Genomic DNA, 16,209 nt, shown 5'->3' with positions numbered 1-16,209 from the left:
TCGGGCAGGGGTCCAGGGGGGTGTTCAAGCCAGTGGTCCAGGCTTGAACGGAAGGGAGCGTGTAGTGCGGCGGCGCGTGGACGAAGGGCCGCGGACCTGGCGTTTCGCATGACGGGCGACTGCGGGACCGCCGACGGCGGGGTGGCCTGGTCGCCTACATCAGCGGGGTCAGGAAGCGGCGCAGGGTTTCCTCGTACGTCGCCGGGTCCGCGTTCCACATCGCGCCGTGCGGGGCGTCCTGGACCGGGTGCAGGGTGATCAGGTCGGGCCGGCGGGCCGCGAGACGGCGGGAGGGGCCCCAGGGGGCGATCGTGTCGGCGGGGCCGTGGAGGATCAGGACCGGGACGGTGAGCCGGGCGGGGTCGGCGGCACGGGCGGCGGGTCCCTCGGGGCCACCGTGCAGACCGGTGCGGCCCTGGGCGGCGCGCACGGCCAGCGGGAGCAGCGCTCCCGGGGTGCGGCGGGCCGTGGCGAGGGCGCGCAGGGTGGTCTCCCAGCTGAGCACCGGCGAGTCCAGGACCAGCCCGGAGACCCGGTCGCGCAGCGCGGAGTGGGCGGCGGCCCGCAGGGCCATGGTGGCGCCGGTGGACCAGCCGTACAGGACGACGCGCTCGGCGCCGTGGCTCAGGGCGTACCGGATCGCCGCGTCGAGGTCGCGCCACTCGGTCTCGCCGAGGTGACCGAGGCCGTCCTGGGGCCGGGGCGCGCCGGGATCGCCCCGGTAGGCGAGGTCGAGGACCGGGAGGCGCCGGCGGTGCAGGAACGGCAGGACGTTCAGGGGGTGCTCGCGGGTGGCACCGAGGCCGTGCACGGTGATCACCCAGGTGCTGCGGGCCCCGGGCACGAACCACGCGGGCAGGGCACCGAGTTCGCCGGGGATCTCGATGTCGAGGTGGTCGAGTCCGAGCGCGGTGCCGGGATCGCCGACGTGCAGGTTCGGGGTGAGCCAGACCTTGCCCCGGGGTTCCAGGGTGCCGTGGGTGACCCGTTCGAGGCGGCGTACGACGGTGTCGGCGGAGTGGGCCGCGTGGTCCAGGACGGGACCGACGACCGCGTGGGTCCCGTCACCGACGAGACCGTAGGTGCCGGGGCGCTGGGAGGCCAGGGCCCGGGTGAGCACGACCCGGCCGGCGGCGGTGGAGTGCACGGTGAGCCGGGGTTCGGTGGGCAGGGGCCTGCCCGGGGGCGCCTTGAGGGCGGCGTCGCTGGCGTAGCGGCCGGCGGCGACACTGGCGGCGCCTGCTGCCAGGGCTGCGGTGACGGCAGCGGCCGTCGCGGTGACTGGGCGCACGGATCCAGTCTCCTTGCGGAGCGCTCCGACGGCCAGTGGGCGAGTGGGCGAACGGAGTGGGAGTGGGGCCTCTCCCCCCTTACCCCCGCGCTCACTACCTCCGCTGCCCGTATCCCTTGAGCCGCTCCCCCGCCTCTCTGACCTGTTCCTCCGACAGCAGCGTCGGGGACAGTCCGGGCAGGGAGGACGCCGTCAGCCAGACGCGGCACATCCACTCCAGCTGGGCGGTGCGGTCGTACGCCTGGTCGAGGGTGGCGCCGTGGGCGAGTGTGCCGTGGTTCTGCAGGAGGCAGGCGGCGCGGCCGGTCAGGGCCCGGAGCACGTTCTCGGCCAGCTCCTCCGTGCCGTATGTCGCGTACGGGGCGACTCGGACGGGGCCGCCGAGGTCGCCCGCCATGTAGTGGATCAGCGGCAGCTCCCGCACGAGCGTCGAGACGGCGGTCGCGTGGACGGCGTGGGTGTGGACGACGGCACGGGCGTCGGTGGCGCGGTAGACGGCGAGATGCATGGGCAGTTCGCTCGTCGGGGTCAGGGTGCCGAGGGTCTGGCGGCCGGTCAGGTCGACGCCGACGACACCGTCGGGGGTGAGCCGGTCGTACGGAACGCCGGACGGTGTGACCAGGACGGTGTCCCCGACGCGCACGGAGACGTTGCCGGAGGTGCCGACCACCAGACCGTCGGCCACCGTGCGGCGGGCCGTCGCGACGAGCCCGGCCCAGGCGCGCGCCGTCTCGTCGGACCCGGCGCGCCCCTCCGCCGCACCCGCCCCCTGCACGTCGTCCCGCACGTCACGTCCGTCCCGTCGCTGCTCAGCCATGCCCCGATCCTGCCAGGCGCGGCCCTGGACCGGCGCCGGGCGAGGGCACTGTAGGGGTGAACCCCAGGGACCGTAAGGGCGCGTAAGCGCGTACATCGGCGCGTGTGTGCGCTTTGGCCGGGGAACGCAGGAAATCGGTTGATCTTCCAGTAGCCTCCTGGAGATTTGTCACGCGCGCAGCCGTTCCGGGGGGACACATGGCCCGTGATCACCGACTCTTACGCCGTCGCTCCCGCGCCCTCGCGGCCACCGCGGCGGCGATCACCATCGGAGGGACCGTCCTGACGGAGGTTCCGGTGTCGGCGGCGGGTGAGCCGAAGGGGCACGACGTCTCGGCGCACCAGAAGGACGTCGACTGGCGGTCCGCGAAGGCGAAGGGCGCCACGTTCGTATACATCAAGGCGACCGAGTCCCACACCTACCGCAGTCCGTACTTCAGCCGGCAGTACGACGGTTCACGCGCCGCGGGCCTGCTCCGCAGTGCCTACCACTTCGCCCTGCCGGACAAGTCGTCCGGCATCACCCAGGCCCGGTTCTTCGTGCGCAACGGCGGGGCCTGGCGTGCGGACGGCTGGACACTGCCGCCCGCGCTCGACGTCGAGTACAACCCGTACGGGAAGAACAAGTGCTACGGCCTCGACAAGGCGGAGATGGCCGGTTGGATCACGGCCTTCAGCAACGAGGTCGACCGGCTCACCGGTCGCCGTCCGGTCATCTACACGACCGCCCACTGGTGGAACACCTGCACGAACAGCAGCAGTGCCTTCACCTCGAAGCACGCGCTGTGGCTGGCCCGCTACAACGCGTCCGACGCGGGGGCGCTGCCATCGGGCGGCTGGAAGTTCTGGACGTTCTGGCAGTACGACAACAGCGGGGTGCTGCCGGGCGACCAGAACCTCTTCAACGGGTCGTCGGCCCAGCTCAAACGGTTCGCGAAGGGGTGACGAGCACGGGCCTCACCCGTCCGGAAGCTCGGGGGGAACGGCGCTCCACTCCCGGACACCCGGCATCCCCCGTCAGTTCATCTTCCGTTCATCCAGGTTACCTACGGTCCAAGAGCCAATACCGTACGGAAGAAATCTGGGTAAATGGAAAGCTTCTCGCTGATCCTCGCGATCGTGGTCGTCACCGCGCTTGCGTTCGATTTCACGAACGGTTTCCACGACACCGCCAACGCGATGGCCACCACCATCTCGACCGGTGCGCTCAAGCCCAAGGTCGCGGTCGCCATGTCGGCCGTGCTCAACCTCGTGGGCGCCTTCCTCTCCGTCGAGGTCGCCAACACGATCTCCAAGGGCCTCGTGGACGAGAGCGGTATCCGTCCCGAGGTGATCTTCGCCGCGCTGGTCGGGGCGATCCTCTGGAACCTGCTGACCTGGCTGGTCGGGCTGCCGTCCAGCTCCTCGCACGCCCTGATGGGCGGTCTGATCGGCGCGACCATCGCCTCGGCGGGCACGGGCGCCGTCCACGGCGACGTGCTGGTGACGAAGGTACTGATCCCGGCGATCGCCGCTCCACTGGTGGCGGGCATGGCGGCCATGCTGGCCACCCGGCTGTCGTACACGCTCAGCGCCGAGCGGGCCGAGGGCAGGGCGGCGGAGAAGGGCTTCCGGGTCGGCCAGATCGCCTCCGCGGGCCTGGTGTCGCTGGCCCACGGCACGAACGACGCGCAGAAGACGATGGGCATCATCACCCTCGCCCTGGTCGCCGGCGGCGCCGTCTCCCCCGACTCCGATCCCCCGGTGTGGGTCATCCTCTCCGCGGGCCTGGCCATCGCGCTCGGCACCTACCTGGGCGGCTGGCGCATCATCCGTACGATGGGCAAGGGCCTGACCGACCTCCAGCCCCAGCAGGGCTTCGCCGCCCAGACCAGCGCGGCGACGGTCATCCTGGCCTCCTCCCACCTCGGCTTCTCCCTCTCCACCACGCACTCGGTGTCGGGCTCGGTGATGGGCGCGGGCCTCGGCCGCAAGGGCGGCGTGGTCCGCTGGTCGACGGCGACCCGGATGTTCGTGGCCTGGGGGCTGACACTGCCCGCGGCGGCTCTCGTCGGCGCGCTGGCGGAGTACGTCACCGGCCTCGGCGACTGGGGCACGGCGCTGGTGGCCGTCTTCCTCATCGCTTCGAGCACGGCGATCTGGGTCGTGTCGCGCCGCGAGGTGATCGACCACACGAACGTCAACCAGGTCGAGGGCGAGACCACCGAGTCCGGTGAGAACGCCGAGCCCGCGGGCATCGTCACGACGGCCATCGCCGCTGTGACCCCGCCCCCGGTGGGCGCCGTCTCCGTCACCGAGGACCTGACGGCGACCATCCCGTCCCCGGCCGAGGTCACGGCGAAGCCGTCGGCCACGGCCCTGTGAGTCCGGCTCCCGGCCCCAGGGCCTGTCGTAGCGAGAAGCAGAAGGAAGCAACATGAAGATCGACTGGGCAGCCCTCGGCTCCGTCTTCGGCGTCAGTCTCGTCATCACCGTGGCCATGGTGGCCGTGTTCACCCTGGGCATCGTCGGACTCTCGCGCCGCGAACGGGCGGTCGCGCAGGGCGAGTCGGCGGGGCCGGCCGTCACCGGGGCGTACGCGTGCTTCGCCGCCTGCGCGGCAGTGGTGGCGTACGGGATCTATCTGATCGTGGCCTGACAGGGCCGGACACCGGGACACCTCCTCTTCGTCGCCCGCTCCGACCGTGGCCGCCTCACTGGTGGTCACGGTCGGGGCGGGCGCTTTTTCGGCGCCTCGATCCGGTCGTGGTGTGGGGCTCAGCACAGTCCTCCTTTCCAGGTCAACGGCAAGTTGACGGGTGTTCCGGGCCCGTGGTGGACTGCCGGAGCCATGTACGGCGGCAGAAGAGGAAGCCGGTGTGAATCCGGCGCGGTCCCGCCACTGTCACCGGGGTAGGTAACCCCGGGAGCCAGGAACTCTCGCCGCCGGTCTCGTCGAACCAGGGCGTGGACACCCTGAGTGAGGACATATCGCCATGTTCGGCTGCCGTTCGAGGTACAGCACCAGGTCGCTCCCCGACCCCACGGCCGGCTGAGCCGGTGCGTGCCGATCGCGTCTTCGCGTACGGCGCCACCGCCGGACTTCTCGGTGATCTGATCCTGGGCGACCCTCGCCGCGGGCATCCGGTCGCCCTGTTCGGGCGGGCCGCCGGCGCCGTCGAGCGGGTGCTGTGGCGGGACCACCGGGGGTGGGGCGCGCTGCACACCGCCGTGTGTGTGGGAGGCGCCGTCGCCCTTGCCACGGCGGCCGGTCGCGTCGTACGTCCGTCCCGTGCCGCTTCTGTCGCACTCACCGCCGCCGCGACCTGGGCCGTCGTCGGCGGCACCTCCCTCGGCCGGGAGGCGCGGGCCATCGGCTGGTACCTGGAGACCGGGGACGTCGAGAGGGCGCGCGAGCGGCTGCCCCACCTCTGCGGACGCGATCCGCAGGCCCTCGACTCCGACGGGATCGCCCGCGCCGTCGTCGAGTCCGTCGCCGAGAACACCTCCGACGCCGTCGTGGGCGCGCTGGTCTGGGGAGCCCTGGGCGGGGTGCCCGGGCTGGTCGGGTTCCGGGCCGTCAACACCCTTGACGCGATGGTCGGGCACAGGTCGGAGCGGTACCGGCGGTACGGGTGGGCCTCCGCGCGGCTCGACGACCTCGCCGGGTGGCCGGGGGCGCGGCTGACCGCCGTGCTCGCCGCCGTCGCCGGCGGTGATCCGCGCGGGGCCGTCCGGGCCTGGCGTGCCGATGCCCGACGCCATCCCAGTCCCAACGCCGGGCCCGTGGAGGCCTCGTTCGCGGGGGCGCTGGGGGTTCGGCTCGGCGGGACGCTGTCCTACGGGGGGCGGGTCGAGCATCGGCCCGTACTCAACGCGGAGTCCGGGCGGGCTGTCGGTGTCCCCGACGTCGAACGGGCCGTACGGCTGTCGCGGCGCGTCACCTGGCTGGCCCTCGGTGTCAGTGTCGCCGCGCGGCTGCTCGTGAACACGAGCAAGAACAGGCGCATGAACGGGCGTATGAACACGAAGGGGCGTATCTCATGAGTGGCGAGAGCCTCGGTGGTGGGCTGCTCGTCGCCGGGACCACCTCCGACGCCGGCAAGAGTGTCGTCACCGCCGGGATCTGCCGGTGGCTGGTGCGACAGGGCGTCAAGGTCGCGCCGTTCAAGGCGCAGAACATGTCTCTCAACTCCTTCGTCACGCGTGAGGGCGCCGAGATCGGGCGGGCGCAGGCCATGCAGGCGCAGGCGTGCCGGATCGAGCCGACGGCGCTCATGAATCCCGTTCTGCTGAAGCCGGGGAGCGACCAGAGCAGTCAGGTCGTGCTCATGGGGAAGCCGGTGGGCGAGATGAGTGCGCGTGGGTATCACGGGGGGCGGCAGCGGCAACTTCTCGGGACCGTGCTGGAGTGCCTCGCCGAACTGCGGGGCACGTATGACGCGGTGATCTGTGAGGGGGCGGGTTCTCCCGCCGAGATCAATCTCCGGCGGACCGACATCGTCAACATGGGAATCGCGCGCAATGCCCGGCTCCCGGTGCTCGTCGTCGGCGACATCGACCGTGGCGGGGTCTTCGCCTCCTTCTTCGGGACGGTCGCCCTGCTGTCCCCCGAGGACCAGGCGCTCGTCGCCGGGTTCCTCGTCAACAAGTTCCGCGGTGACGTCAGCCTGCTGGAACCCGGGCTCGACATGCTGCTCGGGCTCACCGGACGGCCGACCTACGGTGTGCTGCCCTTCCGGCACGGGCTCGGCATCGACGAGGAGGACGGGCTGCGGGTCTCCCTGCGGGGGACGGTCCGGGAGTCGAACGTCGCGCCGCCGGTCGGGGAGGACGTGCTGCGGGTCGCCGTCTGTGCCGTCCCGCTGATGTCCAACTTCACCGACGTGGACGCGCTCGCCGCCGAACCGGGCGTCGTGGTGCGGTTCGTGGACCGGCCGGAGGAACTGGCCGACGCCGATCTCGTCGTCATTCCCGGCACCCGGGGAACCGTGAGGGCGCTGGCGTGGCTGCGGGAGCGCGGGCTCGCGGACGCCATCCTGCGCCGGGCAGCCGAGGGGCGGCCCGTGCTCGGCATCTGCGGCGGCTTCCAGGTTCTCGGCGAGCACATCGAGGACGACGTCGAGAGCCGACAGGGCCATGTCGAAGGGCTCGGGGTCCTTCCGGTACGGGTGCGGTTCGCCCGGGAGAAGACCCTCACCCGGCCCGTCGGCACCGCCCTCGGCGAACAGGTCGAGGGGTACGAGATCCATCACGGGGTCGCCGAGGTCACCGGCGGGGAGACCTTCTTGGACGGGTGCCGGGTCGGGAGCGTCTGGGGTACGCACTGGCACGGCTCGCTCGAGTCCGACGGGTTCCGGCGGGCGTTCCTGCGCGAGGTGGCCGCCGCCGCGGGCCGCCGCTTCGTACCGGCCGCCGACACCTCCTTCGCCGGGTTGCGTGAGGAACAGCTCGACCTGCTCGGCGATCTCGTCGAACAGCACGCGGACACCGACGCGCTCTGGCGGCTCATCGAGTCGGGCGCGCCGCAAGGACTGCCTTTCATTCCACCGGGAGCGCCCGCATGAGCACAGTGTTGTTGTTGTCGACCGCCGACACGGACCTGCTGGCGGCCCGGGCCGCTGCCGGTGCCTCGTACCGGATCGGCAATCCGACCCGGGTCGATGTCACGGAGGAACTGCCCGCGCTCGTCGAGGGCGCGGACATCGCCGTCGTACGGCTGCTGGGCGGCAAGCGGGCCTGGGAGGACGGGCTCGCGTATCTGAAGAGGTCCGGTGTGCCGACCGTGCTGCTCGGCGGGGAGACGGTTCCCGACGCCGAGCTGATGGCCGAGTCGTCGGTGCCCGCCGGAGTGGTCGCGGAGGCGCTGCGCTATCTCGTCGAGGGCGGACCCGCCAACCTCGTGGAGATGGCACGGTTCCTGTCCGACACCGTGCTGCTGACCGGCGAGGGGTTCGACGAGCCGCAGAAGATGCCCGAGTACGGGGTGCACGGCTCGTACGCGCGGGAGAGCGGCCGTCCGACCATCGGGGTGCTCTTCTACCGGGCCCACGAACTCAGCGGCAACACCGGGTTCGTCGACACGCTGTGCGACGCGATCGAGGCCCGGGGCGCCAACGCCCTTCCCGTGTACTGCGGTTCACTGCGCGGGGCGGATCCGGGTCTGTACGAGCTGCTCGCCGGCGCCGATGCCCTGATCGCCACCGTCCTCGCAGCCGGCGGCACGCACGCCTCGGAGGCGTCGGCCGGCGGTGACGAGGAGGCCTGGGACATCGGGGCGCTCGCCGACCTCGACGTCCCTGTGCTGCAAGGGCTTTGCCTTACGTCGTCGAGGGCCACCTGGGACGCGTCCGACGCCGCCCTCTCCCCCATGGACGCGGCCATGCAGGTCGCGATCCCCGAGTTCGACGGCCGGCTGATCACCGTCCCGTTCTCCTTCAAGGAGGACGGCCCCGGTGGTGTACCCGTCTACGTCGCCGACCCCGAGCGGGCCGCCCGCGTCGCCGGAATCGCCGTACGCCACGCCCGGTTGAAGTACAAGCCGAACGCGGACAAAAAGCTCGCGCTCGTCTTCACCGCCTACCCGACCAAGCACTCGCGCGTTGGCAACGCGGTGGGCCTGGACACGCCCGCGTCGGCGGTACGGGTGCTGGACGCGCTGCGCGCCGCCGGGTACTCCCTCACCGAATACCCGGACAACGGCGACGAGTTGATCCACCGGCTCATCGCGGCCGGCGGTCACGACGTGGAGTGGCTGACGGAGGACCAGCTGGCCGCCGCGCCCGCGCGCGTGCCGCTGGCCGACTATCAGGCGTGGTTCGACAAACTGGACGGTGAGCTGCGGGACGGGATGCTGGAGACGTGGGGCGAGCCTCCGGGCAACCTGTACGTCGACGGGGACGACATCGTCCTGGCCTCCCTCCAGTTCGGGAACGTCGTCGTGATGATCCAGCCGCCGCGTGGCTTCGGCGAGAACCCGATCGCGATCTACCACGACCCGGACATGCCGCCGTCCCACCACTACATGGCGGCCTACAGGTGGCTGGAGTCCTCGTTCGGCGCGGACGCCATCGTCCACATGGGCAAGCACGGCACCATGGAGTGGCTGCCCGGCAAGGGACTCGGGCTGAGCAAGGGGTGCGGGCCGGACGCCGTGCTCGGTGAACTCCCCCTCGTCTACCCCTTCATCGTCAACGACCCCGGCGAGGGCACCCAGGCCAAGCGGCGCGGGCACGCCACGGTCGTCGACCACCTCGTACCGCCGATGGCGCGCGCGGACACGTACGGCGACCTGGCGAAACTGGAGCAGCTCCTCGACGAGTACGCGCTCGTCTCCGACCTGGACCCGACGAAGGCGCCGGCGGTGCGCGCGCAGATCTGGACGCTGGTCAAGGCGGCCGAACTGCATCACGACCTGCATGTGGACGACCAGCCGGACGACGACGCGTTCGACTCGTTCGTCATGCACATCGACGGCTATCTGTGCGAGATCAAGGACGTACAGATCCGCGACGGGCTGCACATCCTCGGCGGCGGCCCGGAGGCCGAGCCGCGCGTGAACCTCGTCCTGGCGGTGCTGCGTGCCTCGCAGGTGTGGGGCGGTACGGCAAACGCGCTGCCGGGTCTGCGGGCCTGCCTGGCCGAGTACTTCGGGCTGGTCGAGAAGGAGCTGCTGGCCGAGCCGGGCGCTCCGCTGAAGCTGCCGGTCGAACTGACGGATCTGGTCGGGGGGCCGGCGCGTTCGGCCGCCGACGCGATCGATCTGCTGGAGCAGCTGTGCCGGCGGCTCGCGGAGGGCATGGAGGAGCGGGCGTGGGAGGCCACGACGGTTCCCGCTCTCGTACGGGACGTGCTGGGTCTCGAACTTCCGGCCGCCGTCGCGGTGTTGGAGTTCGCCTGCCGTGAGGTGGTGCCCCGGCTGGCCCGTACGACGGACGAGATCACCCACATCCTCAAGGCACTTGACGGCGGTTTCGTCCCGGCGGGGCCCTCGGGTTCACCCACGCGCGGACTCGTCAACGTCCTGCCGACCGGCCGCAACTTCTACTCCGTCGACCCCAAGGCCATTCCGTCCAGGCTGAGTTGGGAGGTCGGACAGGCGCTCGCCGACTCGCTCGTGCAGCGGTATCTGACCGACAACGGCGAGTACCCGACGTCCGTCGGTCTGACGGTCTGGGGTACGTCGGCCATGCGGACACAGGGCGACGACATCGCCGAGATCCTGGCGCTGCTGGGCTGCCGTCCGGTGTGGGACGACGCGTCGAGGCGGGTGACCGGGTTCGAGGTGGTGCCGGTGGCCGAGCTGGGACGGCCCCGTATCGACGTCACGGTCCGTATCTCCGGGTTCTTCCGGGACGCGTTCCCGCACGTGGTCGGGCTGATCGACGACGCGGTGCGGGCGGTCGCGGACCTGGACGAGCCGGCCGAGTCCAACTTCGTACGGGCCCACGTGGACGCCGATGCCGCCGAGCACGGCGACCGGCGGCGGGCCACGGCCCGTATCTTCGGGTCGAAGCCGGGGGCCTATGGGGCTGGTTTGCTGCCGTTGATCGACGCGCGGAACTGGCGGTCGGACGCCGATCTCGCCGAGGTGTACGCGGTGTGGGGCGGTTACGCGTACGGGCGTGGGCTGGACGGGCGGGCTGCCCGGGGGGACATGGAGACGGCGTTCCGGCGGATCGCGGTGGCGGCGAAGAACGTCGACACGCGCGAGCACGATCTTGTCGACGCGGACGACTACTTCCAGTACCACGGCGGGATGGTCGCGATGGTGCGGCATCTGACGGGGGCGAGCCCCGAGGCGTATGTGGGGGATTCGGCGACACCCGACCAGGTGAAGACGCGGACGCTGGGCGAGGAGACGCACCGGGTGTTCCGGGCCCGGGTGGTCAATCCACGCTGGATGGCGGCGATGCGGCGGCACGGGTACAAGGGCGCGTTCGAGATGGCCGCGACCGTGGACTATCTCTTCGGGTACGACGCCACGGCCGGGGTCGTGGACGACTGGATGTACGAGAAGTTGTCGGCGGAGTACGTCTTCGATCCCGAGAACCGTGACTTCATGAAGAAGTCCAACCCGTGGGCGTTGCGCGGGATCACGGAACGGCTGCTGGAAGCCGCCGACCGTGGGTTGTGGGCCGAGCCGGACGCCGACACGATCGAGCGGCTGCGCGCGACCTACCTGGAGCTCGAAGGCGATCTGGAGGGCGACGACAAGTGAGTACCCCGTTTCCGTTCACGGCCGTTGTCGGCCAGGACGACCTGCGGCTCGCGCTGCTGCTGAACGCCGTCTCGCCGGCGGTGGGCGGTGTGCTGGTGCGCGGCGAGAAGGGCACCGCCAAGTCCACTGCCGTGCGCGCCCTTTCGGTGCTGCTGCCCGCGGTCGATGTCGTCGCCGGGTGCCGGTTCTCGTGTGATCCCGGAGCACCCGATCCGGCCTGTCCCGACGGGCCGCACCAGACCGGGGCCCACGCGTCCCGGGCCGCCAGGATGGTCGAGCTGCCTGTCGGTGCCTCCGAGGACCGGCTCGTCGGGGCCCTCGACATCGAGCGGGCGCTCGCGGAGGGCGTGAAGGCGTTCGAGCCGGGCCTGCTGGCCGACGCGCATCGCGGGATTCTCTACGTCGACGAGGTCAATCTCCTGCACGACCACCTCGTCGACCTGCTGCTGGACGCAGCCGCGATGGGCGCCTCCTACGTCGAGCGTGAAGGTGTCTCCGTACGGCATGCGGCGAAGTTCCTGCTGGTCGGCACCATGAATCCCGAGGAAGGCGAGCTTCGGCCGCAGCTTCTCGACCGGTTCGGGCTGACCGTCGAGGTCGCGGCCTCGCGGGAGCCCGATCAGCGGGTGGAGGTCGTGCGGCGGCGGCTGGCGTACGACGACGATCCCGCAGGGTTCTCCGCGCGGTGGGCCGACGAGGAGTCCGCCGTACGGGCCCGGATCGTGGCCGCGAGGGAGCTGTTGCCGTCCGTGCGGCTGGGCGACGGGGCGTTGCGGCAGATCGCCGCCACCTGTGCCGCCTTCGAGGTGGACGGGATGCGGGCCGACATCGTGATGGCGCGGACTGCGGTCGCACTGGCCGCCTGGGACGGGCGTACCGACGTACTCGCGGAGGATGTTCGGCAGGCCGCGTTGCTCGCTCTGCCTCATCGGCGGCGGCGGAATCCCTTTGACGCGCCGGGACTTGACGAGAACAAGCTCGACGAGACGTTGGAGGAGTTCGGCGGGCAGGGGTCGGGTGAGGATGAGGATCCTGAGCCCGATCCTGGGCCGGACGGGCCCGGCGGTGGCGGTGGCGGTGGTCAGACTCCGGAGTCCGACGGGCCGCAGGGCGGCGACGCCGGTGCGCAGCCCGAGGCCGGGGAGGGCGGGGAGCCGCAGGCTTCGGGGGGTGGTGCCGGGGAGCAGCAGCCCGTACGGGCCGGTGAGCCCTTTCGTACCAAGGTGCTGAGCGTTCCCGGTGTGGGTGAGGGTGCCGCCGGGCGGCGGTCGCGGGCGCGGACCGAGCGGGGGCGGACGACGGGGTCCCGGCGGCCTCGAGGGGCGCTCACCAAACTGCACCTGGCGGCCACCGTGCAGGCCGCCGCGCCGCATCAGCGGGCGCGGGGACGGGTCGGGCGTGGGCTGGTGGTGCGGCGGGACGATCTGCGGCAGGCCACTCGGGAGGGGCGCGAGGGGAATCTGGTCCTGTTCGTCGTCGACGCCTCGGGGTCGATGGCGGCCCGGCAGCGGATGAGTGCCGTCAAGGGCGCTGTGCTGTCGTTGCTGCTCGACGCGTATCAGCGGCGGGACAAGGTGGGGCTCGTGACGTTCCGGGGGGCGGCCGGCGATGTCGCTCTGCCGCCGACCTCGTCCGTGGACGCGGCGGCCGTCCGGCTGGAGTCACTGCCGACCGGTGGGCGTACGCCGATCGCGGCGGGGCTGCTGAAGGCGCACGACGTGCTCCGGGTGGAGCGGATGCGGGATCCGGCCCGGCGCGCGCTGGTGGTGGTCGTGACCGACGGGCGGGCCACGGGTGGCCCGGAGCCGGTCGCGCTGGCCGGGCGGGCGGCACGCCTGTTCGCTGCCGAGGGGGTCGCTTCCGTGGTCGTCGACTGCGAGTCCGGGCCGGTACGGCTGGGGCTCGCCGGGCAGCTCGCGGGTGAGCTCGGGGGTACGGCGGTGACGCTGGACGAGTTGCGGGCGGACTCCATCGCCGGTCTGGTGAGGGATGTGCAGGGGACTTCGAGGAGGGCCGCGTAATGCCGCAGGGGCAGCCGAGTGTCGTACCGGAAGATGGACTGACGACCAGGCAGCGGCGTAATCGGCCGCTTGTCGTCGTGCATACGGGAGTCGGGAAGGGCAAGTCCACCGCCGCTTTCGGACTTGCGTTGCGCGCCTGGAATCAGGGGTGGCCCATCGGGGTGTTCCAGTTCGTCAAGTCGGCGAAGTGGAAGGTGGGCGAAGAGAACGCGCTCCGGGTGCTGGGGGCCAGCGGCGAGGGCGGGACCGTCGACTGGCACAAGATGGGCGAGGGCTGGTCCTGGGTTCAGCGGGACGCGCAGCTCGACAACGAGGAGAAGGCCCGGGAGGGCTGGGAGCAGGTCAAGCGGGATCTCGCCGCCGAGACGTACAAGCTGTACGTGCTGGACGAGTTCGCCTATCCCATGCACTGGGGGTGGGTCGACGTCGACGAGGTCGTCGCTGTGCTGCGGGACCGGCCGGGGACCCAGCATGTGGTGATCACCGGGCGCAACGCCCCGGAGAAGCTGGTGGAGTTCGCGGATCTGGTGACGGACATGTCCAAGGTCAAGCATCCGATGGACGCCGGGCAGAAGGGGCAGCGGGGGATCGAGTGGTGACATCTGTGCCCCGGCTGGTCATCGCCGCGCCCTCATCGGGCAGCGGCAAGACCACCGTTGCCACGGGGTTGATGGCCGCGTTCGCCGCGCGGGGGCTTGCCGTGTCTCCGCACAAGGTGGGGCCGGACTACATCGATCCCGGGTATCACGCGCTCGCCACCGGGCGGGTGGGGCGGAACCTCGACGCGTACATGTGCGGGCCCGAGTTGGTCGGGCCATTGTTCGTGCACGGGGCACGGGGGTGTGACATCGCCGTGGTCGAGGGCGTGATGGGGCTGTACGACGGGGCCGCGGGCGAGGGGGAGCTCGCGTCCACGGCTCAGGTGGCCAAGTTGCTGCGGGCGCCGGTGGTGCTGGTGGTGGACGCGTCCTCGCAGGCCCGGTCCGTGGCGGCGCTCGTGCACGGGTTCGTGTCGTGGGATCCGGAGGTGCGGGTCGGGGGCGTGATCCTCAACAAGGTCGCGACGGACCGGCATGAGGAGATGCTGCGGGAGGCGTTGGAGTCGGTGGGGGTGCCTGTGGTGGGGGTGCTTCGGCGGGTTCCGCAGGTGGATGTGCCTTCTCGGCATCTGGGGTTGGTGCCGGTTGCCGAGCGGCGGGAGGCCGCCCTGGCGGCCGTTGCGGCCATGGCCGCGCAGGTTTCGGCAGGGTGCGATCTCGAGGCGCTGTGGGGATTGGCGCGGGGCGCCGGTGAGTTGGCGTGTGTGGGGTGGGATGCGGGTGAGGTTCTGCCCGCGGCGGAGCCGCTGAAGGATGCAGCCTCGCCCCCGCCGCCCCTACCCGTCCCTCCCCCAGAGGGGGGACCCCCACCGGGGGCCGCGCCCCCAGACCCCGCTACGGCCCTGAACGGGCCTCGTCCTCAAGCGCCGGACGGGCTGGAAATGCCGGGCGGCGCCTCAAAAGTGGCCGGAGGCAGGCTGGGGACTCCGGGCGGGCACACCAGGGCACCTGTGATCGCTCTCGCCGGCGGAGCCGCCTTCACGTTCTCCTACGCCGAGCATGTCGAGTTGTTGCGGGCCGCCGGGGCCGAGGTTGTTGTGTTCGATCCGCTTCGGGATGAGCAACTGCCCGACGGGACACGGGGGTTGGTCATCGGGGGCGGGTTTCCCGAGGTGTTCGGTGCCGAGTTGTCCGACAATGAGCCCCTGCGCAAGTCCGTCGCCGCTCTTGCCGGGAGTGGGGCGCCCGTCGCCGCGGAGTGTGCCGGGTTGCTGTATCTGGGGCGGGAGTTGGACGGGCGGCCCATGTGCGGGGTGCTCGATGCCACCGCCCGGATGAGTGATCGGCTCACCCTCGGCTATCGGGATGCCGTGGCCGTGAGCGACAGTTCCCTCGCGGTGGCCGGTACCCGGATGCGGGGGCACGAGTTTCATCGGACCGTCGTCGAGCCCGGGGCGGGGGCGGAGCCGGCCTGGGGCGTGCGTAACCCGGTCCGGCGGGTCGAGGGATTTGTACAGCGCGGTGTGCACGCGAGCTATCTGCACACGCACTGGGCGTCGGCGCCCGGTGTCGCCCGTCGGTTCGTGGAGAGGTGCCGGACGTCATGAGCAGCAGGCTTATTGGTGTGGGGGTCGGGCCCGGTGATCCCGAGCTCGTGACCGTCAAGGGCGTCAACGCGTTGCGGGCCGCCGATGTGGTCGTCGTACCCGTGATGGACAGCCTTGAGCGGGGGCGGGCCGAGGCCACCGTGCTGCACTACGTGGGCGCCGAGAAGATCGTCCGGGTCGTCTTCGCGCTCAACGAGCGCTCCGACCACGCTCGGCGTGAGGCCGCCTGGGATGCCGCCGGTGCCCGGGTCGCCGAGTTGCTCGGCGCGCATTCCGTCGTCGCCTTCGCGACCATCGGCGACCCCAACGTGTACTCGACGTTCACCTATCTCGCCCACACGATCGGGGAGCTGGTGCCGTCCGCCGCCATCGAGACCGTGCCCGGTATCACCGCGATGCAGGATCTGGCGGCGCGGTCGGGGGCCGTGCTCACCGAGGGGACCGAGCCGCTCACCCTCGTGCCCGTGACCGCGGGGGCCGCTGTGCTCAAGGAGGCTCTGGGCGGGCCGGGCACTGTCGTGGCGTACAAGTTCGGGCGGCAGGCCCAGGAGGTCGCCGAGGCGTTGCGGGAGAGCGGGCGGATCGGCGACGCCGTGTGGGGGTCGGCGCTGGGGCTGGAGGACGAGTCCATCCGGCCCGCCGCCGAACTCGACGGTGCGCCGCTCCCGTACCTCTCCACTCTCATCGCGCCCGCGCCCCGCGACGGCGGCAGGGGCGGCAAGTTGTGAACCACCGC

General features: G+C 71.6%; 12 protein-coding genes and 1 riboswitch. Of the genes, 10 read left to right on the top strand and 2 right to left on the bottom strand.

Annotated features, from left to right (window positions below; genetic code table 11):
• Window positions 1-154 precede the first annotated feature (154 nt).
• The gene (locus tag ACW4TU_RS35465; protein ID WP_457420035.1) at window positions 155-1,291 is read right to left on the bottom strand and encodes an alpha/beta hydrolase family protein; all 1,137 of its coding nucleotides are present in this window, start codon (window positions 1,289-1,291) and stop codon (window positions 155-157) included.
• A gap of 94 nt (window positions 1,292-1,385) precedes the next feature.
• The gene (locus ACW4TU_RS35460) at window positions 1,386-2,108 is read right to left on the bottom strand and encodes a class II aldolase/adducin family protein (RefSeq protein ID WP_457420033.1); all 723 of its coding nucleotides are present in this window, start codon (window positions 2,106-2,108) and stop codon (window positions 1,386-1,388) included.
• Window positions 2,109-2,305: 197 nt separating this feature from the next.
• Between ACW4TU_RS35460 and ACW4TU_RS35455 the strand changes: the two genes are divergently transcribed.
• The 10 genes from ACW4TU_RS35455 (at window position 2,306) to cobI (ending at window position 16,201) form a co-directional block, all read left to right on the top strand.
• Window positions 2,306-3,052: a lysozyme gene (locus ACW4TU_RS35455; RefSeq protein WP_457420031.1), complete on the top strand. Its 747-nt coding sequence runs from the start codon at window positions 2,306-2,308 to the stop codon at window positions 3,050-3,052.
• 144 nt (window positions 3,053-3,196) lie between these two features.
• Window positions 3,197-4,471 carry an inorganic phosphate transporter gene (locus ACW4TU_RS35450; protein WP_457420029.1) on the top strand — a complete coding sequence of 425 codons (1,275 nt, stop codon included), beginning with the start codon at window positions 3,197-3,199 and terminating at the stop codon, window positions 4,469-4,471.
• 52 nt (window positions 4,472-4,523) lie between these two features.
• Complete coding sequence (locus ACW4TU_RS35445) at window positions 4,524-4,745, top strand: hypothetical protein (RefSeq protein WP_457420027.1); 222 nt, start codon at window positions 4,524-4,526, stop codon at window positions 4,743-4,745.
• Window positions 4,746-4,905: 160 nt separating this feature from the next.
• A riboswitch (cobalamin riboswitch) is annotated at window positions 4,906-5,045 on the top strand.
• Between the two features lie 101 nt (window positions 5,046-5,146).
• Complete coding sequence (locus ACW4TU_RS35440) at window positions 5,147-6,133, top strand: cobalamin biosynthesis protein (RefSeq protein ID WP_457420025.1); 987 nt, start codon at window positions 5,147-5,149, stop codon at window positions 6,131-6,133.
• The gene (locus ACW4TU_RS35435; protein ID WP_457420023.1) at window positions 6,130-7,653 is read left to right on the top strand and encodes a cobyric acid synthase; all 1,524 of its coding nucleotides are present in this window, start codon (window positions 6,130-6,132) and stop codon (window positions 7,651-7,653) included. Before ACW4TU_RS35440 ends, ACW4TU_RS35435 begins: the two co-directional genes overlap by 4 nt.
• Window positions 7,650-11,306, top strand: a complete 3,657-nt coding sequence (gene cobN, locus ACW4TU_RS35430) for a cobaltochelatase subunit CobN (RefSeq protein WP_457420021.1) — start codon at window positions 7,650-7,652, stop codon at window positions 11,304-11,306. The genes ACW4TU_RS35435 and cobN overlap by 4 nt, the downstream gene beginning before the upstream one ends.
• Window positions 11,303-13,327, top strand: coding sequence for a putative cobaltochelatase (locus ACW4TU_RS35425; RefSeq protein ID WP_457420019.1), 2,025 nt, complete (start codon window positions 11,303-11,305; stop codon window positions 13,325-13,327). Before cobN ends, ACW4TU_RS35425 begins: the two co-directional genes overlap by 4 nt.
• Window positions 13,327-13,926 carry a cob(I)yrinic acid a,c-diamide adenosyltransferase gene (gene cobO, locus ACW4TU_RS35420; RefSeq protein WP_457420017.1) on the top strand — a complete coding sequence of 200 codons (600 nt, stop codon included), beginning with the start codon at window positions 13,327-13,329 and terminating at the stop codon, window positions 13,924-13,926. Before ACW4TU_RS35425 ends, cobO begins: the two co-directional genes overlap by 1 nt.
• Window positions 13,920-15,473 (top strand): cobyrinic acid a,c-diamide synthase CobB, encoded by a 1,554-nt coding sequence (locus ACW4TU_RS35415; protein WP_457420015.1) that lies wholly within the window; start codon window positions 13,920-13,922, stop codon window positions 15,471-15,473. Before cobO ends, ACW4TU_RS35415 begins: the two co-directional genes overlap by 7 nt.
• The gene (gene cobI, locus ACW4TU_RS35410) at window positions 15,470-16,201 is read left to right on the top strand and encodes a precorrin-2 C(20)-methyltransferase (RefSeq protein ID WP_457420013.1); all 732 of its coding nucleotides are present in this window, start codon (window positions 15,470-15,472) and stop codon (window positions 16,199-16,201) included. Before ACW4TU_RS35415 ends, cobI begins: the two co-directional genes overlap by 4 nt.
• The last annotated feature ends 8 nt before the right edge of the window (window positions 16,202-16,209 follow it).

This window comes from Streptomyces kryoterrae, assembly GCF_054072135.1.
The sequence above is the reverse complement of the archived record's forward strand: the minus strand, read 5'-3'. Positions and strand labels throughout refer to the sequence as shown.

Bases quoted from the DNA above. Each gene is read 5' to 3' on its own strand.
- cobN (WP_457420021.1), top strand. From the start codon at position 7,650: ATGAGCACAGTGTTGTTGTTGTCGACCGCCGACACGGACCTGCTGGCG.
- cobO (WP_457420017.1), top strand. From the start codon at position 13,327: ATGCCGCAGGGGCAGCCGAGTGTCGTACCGGAAGATGGACTGACGACC.
- ACW4TU_RS35460 (WP_457420033.1), bottom strand. From the start codon at position 2,108: ATGGCTGAGCAGCGACGGGACGGACGTGACGTGCGGGACGACGTGCAG.
- ACW4TU_RS35455 (WP_457420031.1), top strand. From the start codon at position 2,306: ATGGCCCGTGATCACCGACTCTTACGCCGTCGCTCCCGCGCCCTCGCG.
- cobI (WP_457420013.1), top strand. From the start codon at position 15,470: ATGAGCAGCAGGCTTATTGGTGTGGGGGTCGGGCCCGGTGATCCCGAG.
- ACW4TU_RS35435 (WP_457420023.1), top strand. From the start codon at position 6,130: ATGAGTGGCGAGAGCCTCGGTGGTGGGCTGCTCGTCGCCGGGACCACC.
- ACW4TU_RS35445 (WP_457420027.1), top strand. From the start codon at position 4,524: ATGAAGATCGACTGGGCAGCCCTCGGCTCCGTCTTCGGCGTCAGTCTC.
- ACW4TU_RS35450 (WP_457420029.1), top strand. From the start codon at position 3,197: ATGGAAAGCTTCTCGCTGATCCTCGCGATCGTGGTCGTCACCGCGCTT.